Origin of the sequence: Pantoea sp. NPDC088449, assembly GCF_044753225.1 — a bacterium.
In the GTDB taxonomy this organism is placed as follows: Bacteria; Pseudomonadota; Gammaproteobacteria; order Enterobacterales; family Enterobacteriaceae; genus Pantoea; species Pantoea floridensis.
Genome location: NZ_JBIVMT010000005.1, coordinates 23,668 through 47,030, shown reverse-complemented (window position 1 = coordinate 47,030; position 23,363 = coordinate 23,668). Strand labels below are relative to the sequence as shown.

Here is a 23,363-nt window from a genome sequence, read left to right as displayed (position 1 = left end):
CGATGGATTCGCAACGCAATCTCTTTCTCATCGCTTTTCTGTTCGTGTCTTTTATGATCTGGCAAGCCTGGCAGACGGACCACGCTCCGCAGCCACAGCAAACCCAGACCACGCAAAACACAAGCAGCGCAGCGGGTGATGCCGCCACTTCCGGCGTGCCGGCTAGCGGACAGGGCAAAACGATCACCGTTAAGACAGATGTCCTGTCACTCAACATCAATACGCGCGGTGGCGATATTGAGCAGGCTCAGCTGCTGACTTACCCGGACAAACTGGGTTCAGACGCACCGTTCCAGCTGCTTGAAACCACACCTGCATTCGTTTATCAGGCGCAGAGCGGCTTAACCGGCCGTAACGGTCCGGATAACCCGAACAATGGCGCACGTCCGCTGTATACCACCACACAAGATAGCTTCGAGATGGCAGATGGCCAGAGCGAACTGCGCGTGCCGCTGACCTGGACCGGTGAAAACGGCGTGGTTTACACCAAGACCTTCGTCTTCAAGCGCGGTGAGTATGCGGTAAATGTTGACTACAACATTAACAACACCACCCAGCAGCCGCTGGAAGTGTCGATGTTTGGTCAGCTGAAGCAAACTATCGATGTGCCTAAGCACCGCGATACCGGCAGCAATAACTTTGCTCTGCATACCTTCCGTGGCGCAGCGTACTCCACCAGCGATGCGAAATACGAAAAATATAAATTCGACACTATCGCGGATAACGAGAACCTGAACACCACCACCGGCAACGGTTGGGTGGCGATGCTGCAACAGTATTTTGCCACCGCCTGGGTGCCACGCACGCAGGGTAATAACACGCTGTACACCAGCAACCTCGGCAATGGCGTAGCGGCAATCGGCTACAAATCTGCGCCGGTTACCGTTGGCGCAGGCGCACAGCAGGATCTTGGTGCCACTCTGTGGGTTGGCCCGGAAATTCAGGACAAAATGGCGGCCATCGCGCCTCATCTTGATCTGACTGTGGATTACGGCTGGCTGTGGTTCATCTCTCAGCCGCTGTTTAAGCTACTGAAGTTCCTGCACAGCTTTATCGGTAACTGGGGCTTCTCCATTATCGTTATCACCTTCATCGTTCGTGGCATCATGTACCCGCTGACTAAGGCGCAGTACACCTCCATGGCGAAGATGCGTATGCTGCAGCCGAAGATTCAGGCGATGCGTGAACGTCTGGGCGATGACAAGCAGAAGCAGAGCCAGGAAATGATGGCGCTGTATAAGGCGGAGAAAGTGAACCCGCTGGGCGGCTGCTTGCCGCTGGTTATCCAGATGCCAATCTTCCTGGCCTTGTACTACATGCTGTCAGGCTCGGTTGAACTGCGTCATGCACCGTTTATTCTGTGGATTCATGACTTGTCTGCGCAGGACCCGTACTACATTCTGCCGATTGTCATGGGTATCACCATGTTCTTCATTCAGAAGATGTCACCGACCACTGTGACCGATCCGATGCAGCAGAAGATCATGACTTACATGCCGGTTATCTTTACCGTGTTCTTCCTGTGGTTCCCGTCAGGTCTGGTGCTGTACTACATCGTCAGCAACCTGGTAACCATTCTCCAGCAGCAGCTGATTTATCGCGGCCTGGAAAAACGTGGTCTGCATAGCCGCGACAAGAAGAAAGCGTAACGCCTGACTGCCACCAGCAGCAGCGTATAATCTAAGGGCGACATTTATGTCGCCCTATTTTTATTTATTAATACCCTAAAAGTTTAAGGTGGAATCATGAGCCACAGCGACACCATCGTTGCCCAGGCGACGCCTCCCGGCCGCGGCGGCGTAGGCATTCTGCGTATCTCCGGCGCCAAAGCGGCGGAGGTGGCGCAAGCCGTGTTAGGCAAATTGCCGAAACCGCGTTACGCCGATTATCTGCCTTTTACCGATGCCGATGGCAGCGTGCTCGATCAGGGCATTGCGCTGTGGTTTCCCGGCCCGAACTCCTTTACCGGCGAAGATGTGCTGGAGCTGCAGGGCCACGGCGGCCCGGTGATTCTTGACCTGCTGCTCAAACGCATTGTGGCCCTGCCCGGCTTGCGTATTGCTCAGCCCGGTGAATTCTCGGAACGCGCCTTCCTCAACGACAAACTCGATTTAGCGCAAGCCGAAGCGATTGCCGACCTGATCGATGCCAGTTCAGAGCAGGCAGCCCGCTCAGCGGTGAACTCGCTGCAGGGCGCCTTTTCCCTGCGCGTTAACGCACTTGTGGAAGCACTTACTCACCTGCGTATCTATGTGGAAGCGGCCATCGACTTCCCGGATGAAGAGATCGATTTCCTGTCCGACGGCAAAATTGAAGCACAGCTCAATGTGGTGATCGGCGATCTCGACGGCGTACGTGCCGAGGCGCGTCAGGGCAGCTTGCTGCGTGAAGGGATGAAAGTGGTCATTGCCGGTCGCCCTAATGCCGGTAAATCGAGCCTGCTGAATGCGTTAGCCGGTCGCGAAGCGGCGATTGTCACCGATATTGCCGGCACCACGCGCGACGTGCTGCGCGAACATATCCATATCGACGGCATGCCGCTGCATATCATCGATACCGCCGGTTTGCGTGAAGCCAGTGATGAAGTAGAGCGCATTGGTATTGAGCGTGCATGGCAGGAGATCGAGCAGGCCGACCGCGTGCTGTTTATGGTCGATGGCACCACCACGGATGCCACCGAAGCCGCCGCCATTTGGCCAGATTTTGTCGCGCGTTTGCCAAATGCGCTGCCGATTACCGTGGTGCGCAACAAAGCGGATATGACGGGCGAAGTGCTGGGGCTTACTGAAGTGAACGGTCACTCACTGATTCGTCTCTCGGCACGCACTGGTGACGGTGTGGAAGCGCTGCGCGAGCACCTGAAACAGAGCATGGGTTTTGCCGGCAATATGGAAGGCGGATTCCTTGCACGTCGCCGCCATCTGCAGGCGCTCGAGTTAGCGGCTGCTCACCTGCAACAGGGAAAACATCAGCTATTAGGCGCATGGGCGGGTGAATTACTGGCGGAAGAGCTTCGTTTAGCGCAACAGGCGCTGAGCGAGATCACTGGCGAATTCACCTCCGACGATCTGCTGGGACGAATCTTCTCAAGCTTCTGTATTGGGAAGTAATGTCTGTTACGTAGTCGCCATAAATGGCGACCCTACAACGAATGAGCGCGGTTTTCGTAGGGTGCGCATTCATGCGCACCTGATGTCTGTTACGTAGTCGCCATAAATGGCGACCCTACATCGAATGAGCGCGGTTTTCGTAGGGTGCGCATTCGTGCGCACCTGATGTCTGTTACGTAGTCGCTATAAATGGCGACCCTGCATCGTATGAGCGCGGTTATCGTAGGGTGCGCATTCGTGCGCACCTGATGTCTGTTACGTAGTCGCCATAAATGGCGACCCTACATCGTATGAGCGCGGTTTTCGTAGGGTGCGCATTCATGCGCACCTGGATCCCAGTAGACATGCGTCTTTGTTATTTGGCTCCCCTTTCGCTTTGCAGTATAACGATCACTGCCCGGCGAAAAGGCCCTGCCGGGAACATCCACTATTCATGCAAAATATTGGGCGCTCGTTGCGGCCTGAACAGGAGAGAAACATGAGTACAACGCTCGACAGCGTGGCGCTGAATGCGCTGTTTAATGAAGCCCGCACCCACAGCTATTGGCAGGACAAACCGATTTCTCAAGAGGTGCTGAAGCAGCTCTACAATCTGACCGCGCTGGGCCCAACTTCTGCTAACTGCTCACCAGGCCGTTTTGTGTTTGTGACGTCTCAGGAAGGGAAAGAGAAGCTGAAACCGGCACTTTCGTCCGGTAATGTCGACAAAACCATGGCGGCGCCGGTGACGGTGATCGTGGCCTGGGACCCAGAATTCTACGAAGCGCTGCCAAAGCTGTTCCCGCACGGCGATGCGCGCAGCTGGTTCACCAGCAGCCCGGATCTGGCGAAAGAGACCGCGTTCCGTAACAGCAGCTTGCAAGCGGGTTACTTGATTCTGGCGGCGCGTTCGCTGGGGTTGGATGCAGGCCCAATGTCCGGTTTCGATCCGTCCAAAGTGAATGAGGCGTTCTTCAGCGAGAATAAATGGCAGGTGAACTTGCTGATCAATCTGGGCTATGGCGAAGCCAGCAAACTGCATCCGCGTTTGCCGCGTCTGAGCTTTGATGAAGCCAGCAAATTTGCCTGATTCGATAGCGAAAAGGCGTCACTTACGACGCCTTTTCCTGTGCGGTTAGCCCAGTGAATGGAAACCGCTATTGAAGTAGATCATTGGCTCTGACGCTTCGCCAGGCAGCGCAATGCCAACAATACGTGCCAGCAGCACGCTATGCGTATTCCACTCCACCACTTTCTCCAGCTGGCAATCAAAGCTCACCAGCGCATCCGCCAACACTGGCGCGCCGGTATTCAGCGTCTGCCAGGCGCCGTTTTGAAAACGCTCTTCGCGACGCGATGATTGGCTGAACTGAGCGCATAAATCGTCATGCTGCTCACGCAGTACGTTAACGGCAAAATGACCGGCCTTGATAAACGCATCATGACTGGATGCGCTGCGATTCACGCACACCAGCAAGCTCGGTGGCTCAGCCGCCAGCGAACTCACCGACGTGGCAATTAGCCCCAGCTTTTCGCCCTGAAATTCGGTGGTAACCAGAGAAACGCCTGCCGTTAGGCGGCGCATGCCGTGACGAAACTCATCAAGAGAGATCGATTCCTGGCGAGAAGAAATAGCGGTAACTGACATAAAAAACTCCGACGTGCATGATTCAGCGATGTGCACGATTGGCCTGAGGGTGAATAGTTAGCGCACTTCGATGTGCCTTTTTACTGCCCAAATCCTACACCACATCGCGCCAATCGGCACCCGATCAGACATGAATGTGCAAAAGCGTTCTATGCAAAGTGACAAAATGGGATTGCCGTGCGGCTTCAGCCTTATCTGAAATATCGCCTATTCCACCTTAAGGCGGATGCAAACCCATGAGAAAATTCTTACAATAGCACTGATGATTATTCGACCATTTTCACGGAGCGACAGATGGCTAGTCATTTTGTTCGTTGGATCGGTCATCCGCCCTTTTCTTCAGAGAATATGCGGGTGCCACAGGAAGTGATTCATAGCGCCCAACGCTTCGCTGACAAGCGCCGCGGACGCTTTCTCGCCGCGCGCGAACTGCTGGGGCAGCTGATGCTGCGCGTTTATGGTATTCGTGAATTACCTGCATTAATTACAACCAGCAGTGGTCGTCCCCGTTTTGCCGATGCGAATCTGCCCGATTTTAGTATTTCCTATGCTGGCAACACTATCGGCGTGCTGCTGGCCGAAGAAGGCGGTCGTGCCGGATTGGATATGGAGATTGTGCGTGCGCACAGTCGCCAAACTCAGGATATGCTGACGCAGGATCTCTCCTCTGGCGAGAAAGCCTGGATCAACGCGCAGCAGGATTTTATGGAAGCGCTGACGCAAATCTGGACGCTGCGGCAAAGCATTCTCAAACTCACTGGCGAAACGAATAGCGGTATTGATTCACTGCGTTTGCATCCCGCAGCCGGACGACTGCGTTCCACCGTGTTTCCCGATATTCAGGCGGTATGTGATGCTGAACCGACGCTGGTATGGTCGTGTGCACTGTCGCCAGGCACAGAACGTTTACGGCTGTGGGAAATTGATGGCGCGCAGCAGTGGCAAGCGCTGCGCGACGTCGAGATGAGCAAACCCAATATGGGGCCGCGCACCTTACGCCTGACCAGTTTGGTCGCGCCGCAGGAGATAGGACATCCCTGACAAAAAAGGCCGCTTAAGCGGCCTTTTTCACTTAGTGAGCGTCAATGAAGACGATTTTCAGCACAAACAGCAGCGCCACCACCACCACGCATGGACTGATTTCACGCCAGCGACCCGTTCCCAACTTCATCACGCAGTACGAGATAAAGCCCAGCGCAATGCCTTCGGTGATCGAGAAGCTAAATGGCATCATCGCCGCGGTGACAAACGCCGGAACCGCTTCAGTGAGATCGTCCCACTGTACGCGGGAAAGCGACGCCGTCATCAACACGCCAACATAAATCAGCGCGCCCGCCGCCGCATAGGATGGCACCATCGCTGCCAGCGGTGACAGAAACATCACCAGCAGGAACAGAATCCCGGTAATCACCGCCATCAAGCCGGTACGCCCGCCGATCGCCACGCCGGACGAGCTTTCAATGTAAGCGGTAACTGAAGAGGTCCCCACCAGCGAACCGGTCACAGAGCTGATGCTATCAACGTACAGCGCCTGCTTCATGCGCGGGAACGTGCCTTTCTCGTCGGTCAGTCCGGCTTTATCGGTCACGCCAATCAGCGTGCCGGAAGAGTCGAACAGATTCACCAGCATAAAGGAGAAGATCACGCCGGCCATGCCGATGTTGAATGCACCTTTGATATCCACCTGACCAACCACCGAAGTGATGGCGGGCGGAGCGGCGAACACACCGCTGAATTTTACGTCGCCAATGATCAGGCCCAGTGCGGTAGTCACCACGATCGAGACCAGCACCGCCGCATGGATATTACGTGAGGCCAGAATAGCGATGATGAAGAACCCAAGCGCGCCCAGCAGCACGCTGTGCGACGTCAGGTTGCCAACGGCCACGATGGTATCGGCGTTAGGCACGATGATGCCGGCATTTTTCAGCCCCATCATGGCGATAAACAGGCCGATACCGGCGGTAATCCCCACGCGCAGGCTCAGCGGAATGTTGGCAATCATCCAGTAGCGCACGCGCAGCAGCGTGAGGATCAGCAGGCCCAAGGCTCCCCAGAAGATCGCGCCCATGCCAACCTGCCATGAGTAGCCCATCGCGCCCACCACCACGAAGGCGAAAAAGGCGTTCAAGCCCATCGCCGGTGCCAACGCTACCGGCAGATTCGCCACCAGCCCCATTAAGATGCTGCCGAACGCGGCAATTAAGCAGGTGGTGACAAACACGGCCTGGGTATCCATGCCTGCCACACCCAGAATTTGCGGGTTAACGAAGACGATGTAGACCATCGTCAGGAAAGTGGTGCATCCGGCAATCACTTCTGTACGCACGGTTGTGCCGTGTTCCTGCAGCTTGAAGATGCGCTGCAAAAGACCCTGGTTATTCATTTCACTGTTCCGATAAAAAATTAATCGCCGCGTATCGTATAGAGTTTAGCGTGGCAAAACACTGATTTTTCGCAACCGGTTGCTCAGGGTCGCTTTCTGTGCTCAGTGCGCTAGAGTGTCAGCTTATTGTTTAACAAAAGGATGATGCGCGATGTCGGTGGAATGTATTTTTTTTGATTGCGACGGCACGCTGGTCGACAGCGAAGTAATCTGTACGCAATCTTACGTCAACACCTTTGCCCGCTACGGTATTGAGCTCTCACTGCAACAGATGTTTGAGCAGTATAAAGGGGTGAAGCTCTACGACATCATCCGTGACGTGGCGGCAGAACATCAGGTTGAGTTACCGCTCGAAGAGGTGGAAACCGCCTATCGCGCCGAGGTGGCGCGGCTGTTCGATCTCGATTTGCAGCCCATTGCCGGCGCTCAAACGCTGGTCGAGAGAGTAAAAGTGCCGATGTGCGTGGTTTCAAACGGCACGGTGAAGAAGATGCAACACTCCCTGGGATTAACCGGCATGCTGCCCTATCTGGATGGCAAGCTATACAGCGGCTATGACATCAACCACTGGAAGCCCGATCCCGAGCTGATGTATCACGCCGCCGAGCAGATGCAGGTGCCGATTGAGAAGTGCATTCTGGTGGACGATTCCGAAGCCGGCGCACGCGCAGGCATCGCGGCCGGAATTCCGGTGTTTTACTACTGCGCCGATGCGCACAATCCCGAGTTAGATCATCCGCTGGTGACGCGCTTTGATGATATGGCGCAGCTGCCGGATCTGTGGCGCGCACGCGGCTGGGATTTGGTGGGATAGGTGCGGTGTTCAGCCAGGTCGGCATCAATGCCGACCCTACGTTCGTGCACCATTCAATGGTAGGGTCGCCATTCATGGCGACCACAAAAATCAGCCAATCGCCCCCAGCGAATCTTCGTTGCTCTGCTTTTTCGGCAGCAGGAACAGCGTGGCGGCGATATCCAGCAAATAAATCAGCGCCAGTAGGGTGATTGCGGCGGTGAAGGAGATGTTGGTGGCCAGTAATCCAATCACCAGCGGACCAAATCCGCCCACGCCACGTCCGAGGTTAAACAACACGTTCTGCGCCGTAGCACGCGCCTGCGGCGGGAAGGTATCAGAAATCAGTGCGCCGTAGCCGCCAATCATACCGTTGACAAACATCCCCATCAGCGCGCCTGTAAACAGCATTACCGTTGGGTCGCGCAGCTGTGCATACACCACCACCATCACCACCGCACCGAACTGGTACAACAGGAAGATTTTCCAGCGTGCGAAGCGATCGGCCAGCACGCCGAACAGCCAGATGCCAAATGTCATGCCGACTACCGTTACCGCCGTCCACAAGCCGGATTTTGTCAGGCTGAAGCCAAAGTTAGACGACAGATAGCTCGGCATCCAGATCATCAAACCGTAGTAACCGAAATTCTGCACCGAACAGAGAATAAGAATTCCCAGACTGGCTTTGCTGGTATTGCTATCGGCGAACAGCAGTTTAAGCCGCGCGGTAAACGACAGCTGCGGGGTTTTCTCAACGTGACGGGTAAATTCTTCCGGCTCACCCATGCTGCGGCGAATCACAAATGAGACCAGCGCGGGCAGTAAACCAACGAGGAACATGCCGCGCCAGCCAATGACACTCAGCAATGGCGGCGTAATAAAGGCCGCCAGCAGCACACCAAGCTGCCAGCCAATGCCGACCCACGCCGAGGCGCGGTTGCGCTTCTCTTTTGGCCAGGCTTCCGCAATCAGCGCCATCCCAATGCCGAACTCGCCGCCTAATCCCACGCCCGCCAGGGTGCGGTACGCCAGCAAATCCCAGTAGCCCTGTGCGACAGCGCACAGTCCAGTGAACACCGAGAACACCAAAATAGTGACGGTGAGAATACGGATGCGGCCATAGCGATCGCTGAGATGGCCAAACACGATGCCGCCAATCACCGCACCAATCAGCGTCCATGTCACCAGAGAACCCGCCTGAGACGGATCGAGCGCCAGCGAAACGCTGATGGCGGGCAGCATAAAGCCGAGGATCAGAAGGTCAAATCCGTCCATGGCGTAGCCGCTAATGGCAGCCACCATGGCTTTCGCCGGTGTAATGGCGCGTTTTTTTTGTAGTGAGGAGGACATGCAGCAGCACCTTGCAGAAAAAAGTGTGCCAAGTATAAAAGAGAGGGCAACGCGGAGACCAGGCAGAAATCAAGAAAGCGGCCCGTTAGTCACAGTGGCAACGGGCCGCCAAAGTCTCAATCAAGAGGGTTTATTGCTACCGTCATCGCCCGACAGCAGTTCATCCAGCTTGTCGCCGCCCACATGGCGGAAATCCTGACCTTTTACGAAATAGAAGATAATTTCACAAATATTCTGGCAGCGGTCGCCGATACGCTCGATGGCGCGCGCGCAGAACATCGCGGTCAATACGCTGGGAATGGTGCGTGGATCCTCCATCATGTAGGTCATCAGCTGACGCACGATGCCTTCATACTCTTTATCCACCTTCTTATCTTCGCGGTAGATTTTGATGGCTTCGTTGAGATCCATGCGCGCAAACGCATCCAGCACGTCATGCAGCATCTGCACGGTGTGATGGCCCAGCGCTTCAAGGCTAACCAGCAGCGGCAGATGCTGTTGACCAAACTTCTCCAGCGCGGTGCGGCTGATTTTCTCCGCCACGTCACCAATGCGTTCCAGCTCTGAAATGGTCTTGATGATCGCCATCACCAGACGCAAATCGCTGGCGGTAGGCTGACGTTTGGCGATGATGCGCACGCAGGCTTCATCAATCTCCACTTCCATCATGTTGACCTTCTGGTCGCCGTCAATCACGTGACGCGCCAGCTCGCCATCCTGGTTATGCATCGCGGTAATGGCATCGGTAAGCTGCTTCTCTACCATGCCCCCCATGATCATCACCTGAGTGCGAATGTGCTCAAGCTCCGCATTAAACTGACCGGAGATGTGTTTGTTCAGATTTAAATTATCCATGTGCGTCTCCTGAATCAGCCGTAGCGACCGGTGATGTAATCTTCGGTTTGCTTCTGTGCGGGCTTAGTGAACAACGTATCGGTATCGCTGAACTCAATCAGCTCACCCAGATACATGAAAGCGGTGTGATCAGAACAACGTGCGGCCTGCTGCATGTTATGCGTCACGATTACCACGGTGTAATCCTGCTTCAGCTCGGTGATCAGCTCTTCAATACGACCGGTTGAGATCGGATCCAGCGCGGAACACGGCTCATCCAGCAACAAAACTTCCGGGCGAATGGCGATGCCACGCGCGATGCACAGACGCTGCTGCTGACCGCCGGAAAGACTGTAACCGCTCTGATGCAGCTTGTCTTTGGTTTCATTCCACAGCGCGGCTTTGGTTAGCGCCCACTGCACGCGCTCATCCATATCGGCACGCGACAGCTTTTCAAACAGGCGTACACCGAAGGCGATGTTATCGTAAATCGACATCGGGAACGGCGTTGGCTTCTGGAATACCATGCCAACGCGCGCGCGCAGCAGGGCGATATCCTGATTAGATGCCAGAATGTTATCGCCATCCAGCAGGATGTCACCTTCTGCACGCTGCTCGGGATAGAGCGAGTACATTTTGTTGAAGGTACGCAGCAGCGTGGATTTACCGCAGCCTGATGGGCCGATAAACGCGGTGACCTGGTTTTTAGTGATATCCAGGTTGATGTTTTTCAGCGCGTGAAACTTACCGTAATAGAAGTTCAGATTACGGACCTGAATTTTACCGGCTGATGAAGTCACGTTACTCATTCTCGTCTCTCATAAGCAGCGCCGCCGAAGCCGCGCCGGGAAATTAGTGTTTGCCCTTGGCGAAAATCACGCGCGCCACAATGTTCAGCAGCAGCACGCACAGCGTAATAATCAGCACACCCGCCCACGCCAGGCTTTGCCATTCGGCAAACGGGCTCATGGCGAATTTAAAGATGGTGACCGGCAGGTTAGCGATCGGCTGCATCATGTCGGTACTCCAGAACTGGTTCGACAGCGCAGTGAACAGCAGCGGAGCGGTTTCACCGGCGATACGCGCCACGGCCAGCAGCACACCGGTGATGATGCCGGAAACGGAGGCTTTCAGCGTGATAGCTGAGATCATCTTCCATTTCGGCGTACCGAGCGCATAAGCCGCTTCACGCATGCTGTCCGGCACCAGACGCAGCATGTTCTCGGAGGTACGAATCACAATCGGGATCTGCAGCAGCGCCAGCGCCACCACGCCCGCCCAGCCGGAGAAATGCTGCATCTGCGACACCACAATGGTGTAAACAAACAGGCCGACCACAATCGACGGCGCAGACAGCAGGATATCGTTGATGAAGCGAATCACTTCCGCCAGCCAATGTTTACGCCCATATTCCGCCAGGTAAATTCCGGCCATGATGCCAAGTGGCGTTCCGATGATCGTCGACCAGAAAATCAGTAAGCCGCTGCCGACTAAGGCATTGGCTAAGCCACCGCCTGCTGTATTCGGTGGCGGAGTTGATTCGGTAAACAGCGACCAGCTTAAACCATCGACGCCGCGCGTCACGGTAGTGAACAGAATCCACACCAGCCAAAACAGGCCGAAAGCCATGGTCAACAGCGACAGCGTCAGGGCAATTTTGTTTTTAGTACTGCGCCACGCCTGCATTTTGCGGCGCGAGGCTTCCAGCTCAGCGCGAGCCTGAACTTCAATAGCGGTCATGAACGGGCTCCTTCACTCTTCGCCAGACGCAGGATCATCAGTTTAGAGATCGCCAGCACGATAAAGGTAATCACGAAGAGGATCAGACCCAGCTCCATCAGCGCCGCGACGTGCACACCGGATTCCGCTTCGGCGAATTCGTTGGCCAGCGCGGAGGTGATACTGTTGCCCGGCATAAACAGCGAGGGGCTGTCGAGCTGGTAGGTGTTGCCGATGATAAAGGTCACCGCCATGGTTTCACCCAATGCGCGGCCCAGTCCCAGCATCACGCCGCCGATCACGCCGTTTTTGGTGAACGGCAGCACGATGCGCCAGATCACTTCCCATGTGGTACAGCCGATACCGTAAGCCGACTCTTTCATCATCACCGGCGTTTGCTCAAACACGTCACGCATCACCGAAGCGATGTAAGGAATGATCATGATGGCGAGAATCACGCCCGCCGCCAGAATACCGATACCGAATGCCGGGCCAGAGAACAGCGCGCCAACGATCGGGATATTCGATAACACATTGCCCACTGGCGTCTGGAAATATTCGGCGAACAGCGGGGCGAAAACAAACAGGCCCCACATGCCGTAAACGATGCTGGGTATCGCGGCCAGCAGCTCAATGGCGGTGCCCAGCGGGCGGCGTAGCCAGCCCGGCGCAAGTTCGGTCAGGAACAGCGCGATGCCGAAGCTCACTGGCACGGCAATGATCAGCGCAATAATTGAGGTAACGAGGGTGCCGTAAATCGGCACCAGCGCACCAAATTGTTCGTTTGGCGCATCCCAGGTTTTGTTCCACAGGAAGGAGAAACCAAATTTTTGGATGCTAGGCCAGGAGGAGAAAATCAGGGAGACGATAATGCCACCCATCAACAGCAACACGATAAGCGCAGACAGTTTGACCAGTGCGCCGAAAATCATATCGCCTTGTTTACCGGGGGCTTTGAACGTCGGCTTAGTGGCAGCCATAGAATTCTCTGTTCTCAGGAGGATATCAGGGCGGCAGGTGATGCCGCCCATTGAGCTGGCCAACCGTGCTGGCTGGCCGGGTAAATCCGTTACTTGTACAGCGCTTTACCGGAGCTATCTTTAATGTTCGCTTTCCACGCTGCACGAATCTGGTTCGCTACGCTCTCTGGCAGCGCGGCATAGTCCAGAGACGTTGCGGTTTTACTGCCGCCTTTGTAGGCCCAGTCGAAGAACTTCAGCACTTCACTACCTTTCGCCGCATCAGCCTGATCTTTGTAAATCAGGATGAACGTAGTTGAGGTGATCGGCCATGCATCGTTGCCTTTCTGGAAGGTCAGATCCTGGGCAAACGATTTGCTCCAGTCTGCGCCTTTCGCGGCGTTAGCAAAGCTGGCCTCGCTTGGCGCTACCGCTTTGCCATCTGCATCAACCAGTTTGGTGTAAGTCAGGTTGTTCTGCTTAGCGTAGGCGTATTCCACGTAGCCAATCGAACCCGGCAGACGCTGCACGAAGGCGGCTACGCCATCGTTACCTTTACCGCCCAGACCGGTTGGCCAGTTAACGGTGTTACCTTTACCGATTTTGCTGTTCCACTCTTCGTTCACTTTCGCCAGGTAGCTGGTGAAGACGAATGAAGTACCGGAACCGTCAGCGCGGCGCACCACGTTGATGTTGGAATCGGGCAGTTTCACGCCCGGGTTCAGTTTAGTGATCGCCGGGTCGTTCCACTTTTTGATGGTGCCGAGGTAGATATCACCTACGGTTTTGCCGTCGAGGGTTAATTCACCTGATTTCACGCCTGGAATGTTAACCGCCAGCACCACACCACCGATGACGGTAGGGAACTGGAACAGGCCGTTTTTCTCCAGATCTTCATCTTTCATTGGTGCATCAGACGCACCGAAATCGACGGTTTTTGCGATGATCTGCTTAACGCCGCCTGAAGAACCAATACCCTGATAGTTAATTTTGCTACCGGTGGCTTGCTGGTACTCTGCTGCCCACTTGGCATAAACCGGTGCCGGGAATGTCCCGCCTGCGCCCGTCAGATCGGTTGCTGCAAAAGCAGAGACCGCGCTTACTGCGAAGGTGGCGGCGAGGATTCGGGCTACGGTGCTACGCATCAGTGTCATGTTCCCTCCAGGGGATTTAAAAAAATCAGGCTCAATGCCTTTTTAGTAGGAGTCAGTGATTGCTGCTGGAGGGAAAATAGGACAGTTTGATGACAGTGAAATGTACGAAATATGACAGTTATATGACAGCGTACAGAAATGAAGCGGGCCCGTTGCGGGCCCACTCTTATGATTGATTATTCTACGGTAACGGATTTTGCCAGGTTACGCGGCTGATCGACGTCGGTGCCTTTAATCAGCGCCACATGATATGAAAGCAGCTGTAACGGCACGGTATAGAAGATTGGAGCAATCACCTCTTCTACGTGCGGCAGTGAGATGATTTTCATGCCATCGCTGTCACTGAAGCCGGCATCCTGGTCGGCAAACACATACAGCAAACCGCCGCGCGCGCGCACCTCTTCGATGTTGGATTTCAGCTTCTCCAGCAGCTCGTTGTTCGGCGCCACCACGATCACCGGCATATCCGCATCAATTAACGCCAGTGGGCCATGCTTCAGCTCACCAGCCGCATAGGCTTCGGCGTGAATGTAGGAGATCTCTTTCAGCTTCAGCGCACCTTCCATGGCGATGGGATACTGATCGCCGCGGCCAAGGAACAGCGCGTGATGTTTGTCGGAGAAACCTTCAGCGAGATTTTCGATCACTTTATCCTGCGCCAGCATCTGCTCGATACGGCTCGGCAATGCCTGCAGCGCGTGCACAATTTCGTGCTCGGTTTCGGCTTTCATGCCGTGCAGACGGCCGAGTTTCGCCACCAGCATCAGCAATACCGCTAGCTGCGTGGTGAAGGCTTTGGTCGACGCGACACCAATTTCGGTGCCAGCTTTGGTCATCAGCGCCAAATCTGACTCACGCACCAGCGAGGAACCGGCCACGTTACAGATCGCCAGCGAACCGAGATAACCCAGCTCTTTCGACAGACGCAGCGCGGCCAGCGTATCGGCGGTTTCACCCGATTGTGACAGCGTGATCAGCAGGCTATTTTTGCGCACCGCTGATTTGCGATAGCGAAATTCGGAGGCGATTTCGACATCACAAGGCAGGTTGGCCAGCGACTCAAACCAGTAGCGCGACACCATGCCGGAATTGTAAGAGGTGCCGCAGGCGATGATCTGGATATGCTCAACCTGGCTCAGCAATTTCTCTGCATCCGGGCCCAGCTCACTGAGATCAACTTCACCGTGATTAAAACGCCCGGTTAAGGTGTTTTTAATCGCGTTCGGCTGCTCATAAATCTCTTTCTGCATGTAGTGACGATAGATGCCTTTATCACCGGCATCGTACTGCGCAGTGGATTCGATTTCAGCGCGTTTAGCCGGCTTGCCAGCGCGGTCGATGATGGTGATTTCGCGGCGGGTAATCTCAGCGATATCCCCCTCTTCCAGATAAACGAAGCGGCGCGTCACCGGCAGCAAGGCCAGCTGATCGGAAGCGATAAAGTTTTCGCCCACGCCACGACCAATCACCAGCGGGCTACCGGAACGCGCCGCCACCAGCACCGTAGGATCGCGGCTGTCCATGATTACCATGCCATAAGCGCCGCGCAGCTGCGGGATCACGCGCAGCACCACTTCACGCAGCGTGCCGCCCTGCTTCTGCTCCCAATGCACCAGATGCGCCACCACTTCGGTGTCGGTTTCCGATGCAAAGTGGTAGCCGCGCTCAAGCAACTGGGCGCGCAGCGGCTCATGGTTCTCAATAATACCGTTGTGCACGATGATGATGTGCTCAGAAATATGCGGATGCGCATTGGCTTCCGAGGGTTCACCGTGGGTCGCCCAACGCGTGTGTGCGATCCCCGTGCCGCCAATCAGCGGCTGCTGTTCTGCCGCTTCCGCCAGGTTCTGTACTTTGCCTAAACGACGCAGACGCGTCATATGGCCCTGACGATCAACCACCGCCAGCCCGGCAGAGTCATACCCGCGATACTCAAGACGACGCAAACCTTCCAGCAGAATTTCTGCGATGTCACGCTGCGCTACTGCACCAACAATTCCACACATAGTAATTTCCTGACTTCATGGCTTTTGGCCATTGCGTTGTCATCTGACCTGATTTCCCCGAGCCTTGTAGAGAGTGGGGATAGTTTTTATGGCACTGCTAACGAGCCGATCGTTGCCGGCCCTTAATTTATTTCTTCTTCACCGGGCGCTGCCAGCCAGACTTGTGATTCTGCTCTTTACGGTTATAAACCAGGTCAGCGGCCGTCACATCCTTCATGATGGTAGTACCCGCGGCAATGGTCGCGCCGCTCGCCACGCTGACGGGCGCTATCAGCTGCGTATCTGAGCCGATGAATACGTTGTCGCCGATGATGGTTTTGGATTTGTTCGCGCCATCGTAATTACAGGTAATGGTGCCCGCGCCGATATTCACGCCCGCACCAATTTCGGCATCACCGAGATAGGAAAGATGGCCAGCTTTTGAGCCTTTGCCCAGCGTGGCTTTCTTCATCTCCACGAAGTTACCCACGTGCGCCTCTTCAGCTAACTCGCTGCCCGGACGCAGACGCGCGAACGGACCAACCGTACAGCCGGCGGCTAAGGTGGCATCCTCGATCACCGAATAGGGGCTGATTTCACAGTCATCCGCAATCACGCTGTTTTTGATGATGCAGCCCGCGCCGATTTTCACCCGGTTGCCGAGCGTAACGTTGCCTTCAACAATCACGTTGGTGTCAATCTCCACATCCCGCCCGTGTTGCAGCGCACCGCGCAGATCGAAACGCGCCGGATCGCGCAGCATGACACCCGCCAGCAGCAGCCTTTCCGCCTGCTCGCTTTGGTAAACGCGCTCAAGTGTTGCCAGCTGCAGCCGATTATTCACGCCGTCGGTTTCACTGATGCGCGCTGGGTGCACCGCATTGATAACGCGACCTTCCCGGTGCGCCATGGCAATGATATCGGTGATATAGAATTCGCCCTGCGCATTGTTATTGTTGAGCTGCGCCAGCCAGCGCTTGAGGTCGCTGCCGTTGGCAATCAGGATACCGGTGTTAATTTCCTGGATTTTTAGCTGTTCTGCCGACGCATCTTTCTGCTCGATAATGCCGGTCACCGTGCCGTTTTCACGCACGATGCGGCCATAGCCGGTTGGGTTATCCAGAACCACCGTAAGTAAGCCAATGCCACCCGCCGGTTTAGCCGCGCGCAGACGCTGCAAGCTCTCTTGCGAGATCAGCGGCACGTCGCCGTACAACATCAGGATATCTTCATCATCAGCAAAGAAGGGGGCTGCCTGCTGCATTGCGTGCCCGGTACCGAGCTGTTCAGCCTGCAGCACCCAATTAAGTGCGTTATCCGCAAGCGCAGATTTGAGTAAATCGCCGCCGTGACCATACACCAGATGGATGTGTTGAGCGCCCAAACCGGTTGCGGCATCAATCACGTGCTGAACCATTGGTTTACCTGCAAGGGTGTGCAGAACTTTGGGCAGATCGGAATACATTCGGGTGCCTTTGCCAGCGGCTAAGATCACCACACTCATCGCGTTTGTAGACATAACTATCCTGACTGAATTTAACTTTCGAAAGTGTAAGGTTTAGCCCTGAGATTACTACATTTTTCTCGGGTCGAAATTAGCCGGGGTTAAAGCGCAACGGCAAATTTTGGGCAAAAAAAATGCCAACCCAATGGGCTGGCATTTCGTGACGCATAAAGCCTGATTACATCGCTTTTTTGGTCAGCTCGATAACACGCAGTTTTGCGATGGCTTTCGCCAGCTCCGCAGAAGCCTGAGCATAATCCACGTCGCCGTGGCTGCTGTTCATGTGCTCTTCCGCTTTACGTTTCGCTTCCTGCGCGCGCGCTTCGTCGAGGTCTTCGCCGCGAATCGCGGTGTCAGCCAAAACGGTGGTGCTGCCAGGTTGTACTTCCAGCACGCCGCCAGAGAGGTAGATATACTCCTCTTCGCCGTGCTGTTTCACGATGTGAATCATACCAGGCTTGATGGCTGTCAGCAGCGGGGCGTGGCCCGGGCGAATACCCAGCTCACCTTCGCTACCTGACACCTGGATGCGCTCCACCAGACCGGAGAACATTTGTTGCTCCGCACTGACCACGTCCAGATGATAAGTCATAGCCATACCATTCCTCCTGGGAAACCGAAATTACAGTTTCTTCGCTTTTTCTACGGCTTCTTCGATAGCGCCGACCATGTAGAACGCCTGCTCTGGCAGGTGGTCGAATTCGCCTTCCATGATGCCTTTGAAGCCACGAATAGTGTCTTTCAGGGTAACGTACTTACCTGGAGAACCAGTGAAGACTTCAGCAACGAAGAACGGCTGAGACAGGAAGCGCTGAATTTTACGCGCACGTGCCACCAACAGTTTGTCTTCTTCAGACAGCTCGTCCATACCAAGGATGGCGATGATGTCTTTCAGTTCCTGGTAACGCTGCAGCAGAGACTGCACGCCACGCGCAACATCATAGTGCTCCTGACCCACGATCAGCGGATCCAGCTGACGGCTGGTAGAATCCAGCGGGTCAACGGCTGGGTAGATACCCAGAGAGGCGATCTGACGGCTCAGCGTAACGGTTGAGTCTAAGTGAGCAAAGGTGGTTGCTGGTGACGGGTCAGTCAAGTCATCCGCAGGAACGTAAACGGCCTGTACAGAGGTGATTGAACCGGTCTTGGTAGAGGTAATACGCTCCTGCAACACACCCATCTCTTCTGCCAGCGTCGGCTGATAACCTACCGCAGATGGCATACGACCCAGCAGTGCTGATACTTCAGTACCGGCCAGGGTGTAACGATAGATGTTGTCGATGAACAGCAGAACGTCACGGCCTTCATCACGGAATTTTTCCGCCATGGTCAAGCCGGTCAGTGCTACGCGCAGACGGTTACCCGGCGGCTCGTTCATCTGGCCATACACCAGCGCTACTTTATCGATAACGTTGGAGTCAGTCATTTCGTGGTAGAAGTCGTTACCCTCACGAGTACGCTCACCCACACCAGCAAATACCGAGTAACCTGAGTGCTCAGCCGCGATGTTACGGATCAGCTCCATCATGTTTACGGTTTTACCAACACCCGCACCACCGAACAGACCGACTTTACCGCCCTTAGCGAACGGACACATCAGGTCGATTACCTTGATGCCGGTTTCCAGCAGTTCCTGGGAGTTAGACTGATCTTCATATGAAGGTGCTGCGCGGTGAATAGAGGAAACCTCTAATGCGCTGCCATCGTCATTCTGCAGGTCGCCTTTCATGTCGATTGGCTCACCCAATACGTTCATGATACGGCCGAGGGTTGCTTTACCAACCGGAACCTGGATAGGTTTTTTCAGGTCAGTGACTTCCAGACCGCGCTTCAGGCCGTCAGAAGTACCCATGGCGATGGTACGAACCACGCCACCACCCAGCTGCTGCTGAACTTCCAGCACCAGACGAGCATCACCATTTTTCACCTCGAGAGCGCTATATACCTGCGGTACCGCGTCCTGAGGGAATTCGACGTCAACTACGGCGCCGATAATCTGGACAATCTTTCCAGCTGCCATCTTGAATCCTCTACCTAATACGAAAATACCCAGCCGCGCTCGCGCGACAGGATATATGCCTGGTTAAACCGCGGAGGCTCCCGAGACGATCTCGGTAAGTTCCTGGGTGATGCTGGCCTGACGAGCTTTGTTGTAAACCAACTGCAGCTCTTTGATCAGGTTTCCGCCGTTATCGGTTGCAGCTTTCATCGCCACCATACGTGCGGCCTGCTCACTGGCCAGGTTTTCCACCACACCCTGATAAACCTGCGATTCGACATAACGGCGCAGCAGGGTATCCAGCAGCGCTTTCGGATCGGGTTCGTACAGGTAATCCCAGGTCTTCGCCTTCATCTCTTCTTCACCTTCCGCTGGCGGTAACGGCAGCAGTTGGGTAATGGTCGGAGTCTGAGACATGGTGTTATTAAACTTGTTGCCAACGATATACAGCTTGTCGATGCGACCTTCATCATAGGCCTGCAACATCACTTTTACCGGGCCAATCAAATCAGACAGTGCAGGCTTATCGCCCATACCGGTGACCTGAGCCACGATGTTGCCACCTACAGAGCCGAAGAATGAATTGCCTTTAGAACCGATAATCGCCAGATCGCTCTGCACGCCTTTATCAGACCAGCTCTTCATATCTGCCAGCAATTTTTTGAACAGGTTAATGTTCAAACCACCACAAAGCCCGCGGTCAGTCGAAACGACCAGGTAGCCGACGCGCTTAACGTCGCGCTCATCCAGGTAAGGGTGCTTGTATTCCAGATTACCCAGTGCAAGGTGACCAATCACTTTGCGCATGGTATCTGCATACGGACGGCTGGCCGCCATGCGTTCCTGCGTTTTACGCATTTTGGAGGCGGCGACCATTTCCATCGCTTTGGTGATCTTCTGCGTATTTTTTACGCTGCCGATCTTACTACGTATTTCTTTTGCGCCGGCCATTAGCTTCTCCTCAAAGCCTTGCGGCCTGCCTTTTCAGACAAGCCGCCAGACATTACCAGGACTGGGTTGCTTTAAACGTTTCGAGGACGCCTTTCAGCTTCTCTTCGATTTCGTTATTGAAGTTACCCGCTTGGTTGATTTCAGCCATCAGCTCAGCGTGATCGCGATCCGCGAACGCCAGCAGAGCGGCTTCGAAGCTGCCGATTTTCGCCAGTTCAACGTCGTTCAGATAGCCGCGCTCAGCAGCAAACAGCACCAGACCCTGTTGCGCGACTGACATCGGCGCATACTGTTTCTGTTTCAGCAGCTCGGTCACTTTCTGACCGTGGCTCAGCTGTTTACGTGTTGCATCGTCCAGATCGGAAGCGAACTGAGAGAACGCCGCCAGTTCACGATACTGTGCCAATGCGGTACGGATACCACCGGACAGTTTCTTGATGATCTTGGTCTGTGCAGCACCACCAACACGGGATACCGAGATACCCGGGTTAACGGCTGGACGAATACCGGAGTTGAACAGGTTCGATTCCAGGAAGATCTGACCATCAGTAATCGAGATTACGTTGGTCGGAACGAACGCGGAAACGTCACCCGCCTGAGTTTCGATGATTGGCAGTGCGGTCAGAGAACCGGTCTGGCCTTTCACTTCACCGTTGGTGAAGCGCTCAACGTAGTCAGCGCTAACGCGTGATGCACGCTCCAGCAGACGAGAGTGGAGATAGAACACGTCGCCAGGGAAGGCTTCACGACCTGGTGGACGGCGCAGCAGCAGAGAAATCTGACGGTAAGCAACAGCCTGCTTAGACAGGTCATCGTACACGATCAGTGCATCTTCACCGCGGTCACGGAAGTACTCACCCATCGCACAACCGGCGTACGGTGACAGGTACTGCAGCGCTGCAGATTCAGAAGCAGAAGCGACAACGACGATGGTGTTAGCCAGCGCGCCGTGCTCTTCCAGTTTGCGAACCACGTTAGAAATGGTTGACGCTTTCTGGCCAATCGCAACGTAGACACACTTGATGCCTGAATCGCGCTGGTTGATGATGGCGTCGATTGCCATTGCGGTTTTACCGGTCTGACGGTCACCGATGATCAGCTCACGCTGGCCACGGCCGATTGGAATCATCGCATCGACAGATTTGTAACCGGTCTGAACAGGCTGGTCTACTGACTGACGGTCGATAACGCCTGGTGCAATCACTTCAACCGGCGAGAAGCCGTCGTTGTCGATTGCGCCTTTACCGTCGATCGGTGCACCCAAGGTGTTCACCACACGGCCCAGCAGGCCACGGCCAACTGGAACTTCTAAAATACGACCCGTACATTTCACTTTCATGCCTTCCGCGAGGTCAGCATACGGGCCCATCACTACTGCACCAACCGAGTCACGCTCGAGGTTCAGTGCGATAGCGTAACGGTTGCCCGGCAGGGCAATCATCTCACCCTGCATCACATCGGCCAGGCCGTGTACGCGGATGATACCGTCACTTACAGAAACAATAGTACCTTCGTTGTGAGCTTCACTCACGACATTGAACTGAGCAATGCGCTGCTTGATCAGTTCGCTGATTTCGGTGGAATTCAGTTGCATATGCTCCAGTCCCCTTAAGACTGCAAGACGTCTGCCAGACGATCAAGACGGCCGCGTACGCTGCCATCAATGACCAGGTCACCCGCACGGATAACCACACCTGCCATTACAGACTTATCAATTTTGCAATTCAGCTTAACTTTACGTGACAGACGTTTTTCCATCGCGGCGCTGATTTTAGTCAGCTGACTGTCACTCAGCGTACTGGCAGAAATCACATCAACTTCGGCTGTCGCTTCATAAGCGTCACGCAGTTGAATGTACTGTTCCAGTACCGCTGGAAGCGCTGTCAAACGTCCGTTTTCGGCCATTACCTTAATCAGGTTCTGGGCGTTTTCATCAAGTTGATCGCCACAAACTGCAATGAAAGAAGCAGATAACGCTTCCGGTGCAAGCGCACCGGAAAGAAGATCTGCGATCTGTTCGTTGCGAGCCACTTCTGCGGCAAACGCCAGCATTGATTGCCAGCGATCGATGCTTTGATGCTCAACAGCAAAGTCAAAAGCTGCTTTGGCGTAGGGGCGAGCTACAGTAATAAGATCAGACATCAGCCCCTCCCTCCTTACAGTTCAGCGACCAGTTTATCAACGATGTCGCTGTTAGCAGCTTCATCCACGGAACGTTCGATGATTTTCTCGGCGCCAGCTAATGCCAGCAACGCGACTTGCTTACGCAGCTCTTCACGGACACGTGAACGCTCGGCTTCAATTTCTGCCTGCGCCTGTGCCACGATGCGGTTACGTTCAGTCTCAGCTTCAGTTTTCGCTTCGTCCAGAATCTGGGCACGGCGTTTGTTCGCCTGCTCGATAATGACCTGAGCGTCTTCTTTGGCTTTTTTCAGCTGGTCGGTCGCATTGGCCTGCGCGAGATCTAAATCTTTCTTCGCGCGCTCAGCAGAAGCAAGGCCTTCAGCAATTTCTTTCTGGCGCTTTTCGATGGCAGCCATAATCGGCGGCCATACGTACTTCATGCAAAACGCGACAAACAGAATGAACGCGATGGCCTGGCCGAGGATTGTTGCATTAATGTTCACAGCACAATGCCTCTTATTAAGTTAACTTGCTCTGCCGCTATCAGCGATAAACGGCAGAATCCGTCCCTCATCACACCAGGTGCCATGAGTGAACAAGGCTACCAGGTTTAAGCGACAGCAAACATCACGTAGAGACCCAGACCTACAGCGATCATCGGGATAGCATCCACCAGACCCATTACAACAAAGAACTGCGTACGCAGCAGAGGGATCAGATCCGGTTGACGCGCGGCGCCTTCCAGGAATTTACCTCCGAGGATGCCGATACCGATCGCAGCACCGATTGCCGCCAGGCCCATCATCACAGCGGCAGCCATGTACAGCAGATCCATATTCAGGTTTTCCATGACAGTCTCCAGTTTGTT

The 23,363-nt window shown here is 54.8% G+C and carries 22 protein-coding genes; 5 read left to right on the top strand and 17 right to left on the bottom strand.

Going from position 1 to position 23,363, the window contains the following annotated elements; genetic code table 11:
* Nucleotides 1-2 precede the first annotated feature (2 nt).
* From yidC to ACIP6T_RS20200, 3 genes are all read left to right on the top strand, one after another.
* Nucleotides 3-1,649: a membrane protein insertase YidC gene (gene yidC / locus ACIP6T_RS20210; RefSeq protein WP_097095494.1), complete on the top strand. Its 1,647-nt coding sequence runs from the start codon at nt 3-5 to the stop codon at nt 1,647-1,649.
* A gap of 96 nt (nt 1,650-1,745) precedes the next feature.
* Entirely contained in the window at nt 1,746-3,110 is a 1,365-nt protein-coding gene (gene mnmE, locus ACIP6T_RS20205) for a tRNA uridine-5-carboxymethylaminomethyl(34) synthesis GTPase MnmE (RefSeq protein ID WP_097095495.1), read from the top strand.
* A gap of 478 nt (nt 3,111-3,588) precedes the next feature.
* A complete protein-coding gene (locus ACIP6T_RS20200) occupies nt 3,589-4,179 on the top strand; it encodes a malonic semialdehyde reductase (RefSeq protein WP_097095496.1) in 591 nt (196 codons plus the stop codon).
* Nucleotides 4,180-4,224: 45 nt separating this feature from the next.
* On the opposite strand, the gene ACIP6T_RS20195 is transcribed toward ACIP6T_RS20200, so the two are convergent.
* Entirely contained in the window at nt 4,225-4,737 is a 513-nt protein-coding gene (locus ACIP6T_RS20195) for a flavin reductase family protein (RefSeq protein WP_097095497.1), read from the bottom strand.
* A gap of 294 nt (nt 4,738-5,031) precedes the next feature.
* Here ACIP6T_RS20195 and ACIP6T_RS20190 point away from each other — a divergent pair, with 294 nt between their 5' ends.
* Nucleotides 5,032-5,778 (top strand): 4'-phosphopantetheinyl transferase superfamily protein, encoded by a 747-nt coding sequence (locus tag ACIP6T_RS20190; RefSeq protein ID WP_097095498.1) that lies wholly within the window; start codon nt 5,032-5,034, stop codon nt 5,776-5,778.
* Between the two features lie 31 nt (nt 5,779-5,809).
* Here the strand turns inward: ACIP6T_RS20190 and ACIP6T_RS20185 are convergent, their stop codons facing one another.
* Complete coding sequence (locus ACIP6T_RS20185) at nt 5,810-7,123, bottom strand: NCS2 family permease (RefSeq protein WP_097095499.1); 1,314 nt, start codon at nt 7,121-7,123, stop codon at nt 5,810-5,812.
* Nucleotides 7,124-7,274: 151 nt separating this feature from the next.
* Here ACIP6T_RS20185 and yieH point away from each other — a divergent pair, with 151 nt between their 5' ends.
* Nucleotides 7,275-7,937: a 6-phosphogluconate phosphatase gene (yieH, locus tag ACIP6T_RS20180; RefSeq protein ID WP_097095500.1), complete on the top strand. Its 663-nt coding sequence runs from the start codon at nt 7,275-7,277 to the stop codon at nt 7,935-7,937.
* A 90-nt stretch (nt 7,938-8,027) separates the two neighbouring features.
* Here the strand turns inward: yieH and ACIP6T_RS20175 are convergent, their stop codons facing one another.
* The 15 genes from ACIP6T_RS20175 to atpE form a co-directional block, all read right to left on the bottom strand.
* On the bottom strand, nt 8,028-9,266 hold the full coding sequence (locus ACIP6T_RS20175; protein ID WP_345827645.1) for an MFS transporter: 1,239 nt from the start codon (nt 9,264-9,266) through the stop codon (nt 8,028-8,030).
* A gap of 120 nt (nt 9,267-9,386) precedes the next feature.
* Nucleotides 9,387-10,121, bottom strand: coding sequence for a phosphate signaling complex protein PhoU (phoU, locus tag ACIP6T_RS20170; protein WP_097095502.1), 735 nt, complete (start codon nt 10,119-10,121; stop codon nt 9,387-9,389).
* Between the two features lie 14 nt (nt 10,122-10,135).
* Nucleotides 10,136-10,909, bottom strand: a complete 774-nt coding sequence (gene pstB / locus ACIP6T_RS20165) for a phosphate ABC transporter ATP-binding protein PstB (protein ID WP_007893584.1) — start codon at nt 10,907-10,909, stop codon at nt 10,136-10,138.
* Nucleotides 10,910-10,952: 43 nt separating this feature from the next.
* Complete coding sequence (pstA, locus tag ACIP6T_RS20160; RefSeq protein WP_097095503.1) at nt 10,953-11,840, bottom strand: phosphate ABC transporter permease PstA; 888 nt, start codon at nt 11,838-11,840, stop codon at nt 10,953-10,955.
* A complete protein-coding gene (pstC, locus tag ACIP6T_RS20155; RefSeq protein ID WP_345827648.1) occupies nt 11,837-12,799 on the bottom strand; it encodes a phosphate ABC transporter permease PstC in 963 nt (320 codons plus the stop codon). The genes pstA and pstC overlap by 4 nt, the downstream gene beginning before the upstream one ends.
* An 89-nt stretch (nt 12,800-12,888) precedes the next feature.
* Entirely contained in the window at nt 12,889-13,932 is a 1,044-nt protein-coding gene (gene pstS / locus ACIP6T_RS20150; RefSeq protein ID WP_097095505.1) for a phosphate ABC transporter substrate-binding protein PstS, read from the bottom strand.
* 176 nt (nt 13,933-14,108) lie between these two features.
* Nucleotides 14,109-15,938, bottom strand: a complete 1,830-nt coding sequence (glmS, locus tag ACIP6T_RS20145) for a glutamine--fructose-6-phosphate transaminase (isomerizing) (protein WP_400458596.1) — start codon at nt 15,936-15,938, stop codon at nt 14,109-14,111.
* A gap of 127 nt (nt 15,939-16,065) precedes the next feature.
* Nucleotides 16,066-17,436 (bottom strand): bifunctional UDP-N-acetylglucosamine diphosphorylase/glucosamine-1-phosphate N-acetyltransferase GlmU, encoded by a 1,371-nt coding sequence (gene glmU / locus ACIP6T_RS20140; protein WP_400458594.1) that lies wholly within the window; start codon nt 17,434-17,436, stop codon nt 16,066-16,068.
* Between the two features lie 163 nt (nt 17,437-17,599).
* Nucleotides 17,600-18,019, bottom strand: coding sequence for a F0F1 ATP synthase subunit epsilon (locus ACIP6T_RS20135; protein WP_097095508.1), 420 nt, complete (start codon nt 18,017-18,019; stop codon nt 17,600-17,602).
* Between the two features lie 24 nt (nt 18,020-18,043).
* The gene (gene atpD / locus ACIP6T_RS20130; RefSeq protein ID WP_007893594.1) at nt 18,044-19,441 is read right to left on the bottom strand and encodes a F0F1 ATP synthase subunit beta; all 1,398 of its coding nucleotides are present in this window, start codon (nt 19,439-19,441) and stop codon (nt 18,044-18,046) included.
* A gap of 63 nt (nt 19,442-19,504) precedes the next feature.
* Nucleotides 19,505-20,371, bottom strand: coding sequence for a F0F1 ATP synthase subunit gamma (atpG, locus tag ACIP6T_RS20125; protein ID WP_097095509.1), 867 nt, complete (start codon nt 20,369-20,371; stop codon nt 19,505-19,507).
* A gap of 52 nt (nt 20,372-20,423) precedes the next feature.
* Complete coding sequence (gene atpA, locus ACIP6T_RS20120) at nt 20,424-21,965, bottom strand: F0F1 ATP synthase subunit alpha (RefSeq protein WP_097095510.1); 1,542 nt, start codon at nt 21,963-21,965, stop codon at nt 20,424-20,426.
* Between the two features lie 14 nt (nt 21,966-21,979).
* The gene (atpH, locus tag ACIP6T_RS20115) at nt 21,980-22,513 is read right to left on the bottom strand and encodes a F0F1 ATP synthase subunit delta (RefSeq protein WP_097095511.1); all 534 of its coding nucleotides are present in this window, start codon (nt 22,511-22,513) and stop codon (nt 21,980-21,982) included.
* 14 nt (nt 22,514-22,527) lie between these two features.
* Complete coding sequence (atpF, locus tag ACIP6T_RS20110; protein ID WP_097095512.1) at nt 22,528-22,998, bottom strand: F0F1 ATP synthase subunit B; 471 nt, start codon at nt 22,996-22,998, stop codon at nt 22,528-22,530.
* Nucleotides 22,999-23,105: 107 nt separating this feature from the next.
* Nucleotides 23,106-23,345 carry a F0F1 ATP synthase subunit C gene (atpE, locus tag ACIP6T_RS20105; protein ID WP_003849523.1) on the bottom strand — a complete coding sequence of 80 codons (240 nt, stop codon included), beginning with the start codon at nt 23,343-23,345 and terminating at the stop codon, nt 23,106-23,108.
* Nucleotides 23,346-23,363 lie beyond the last annotated feature (18 nt).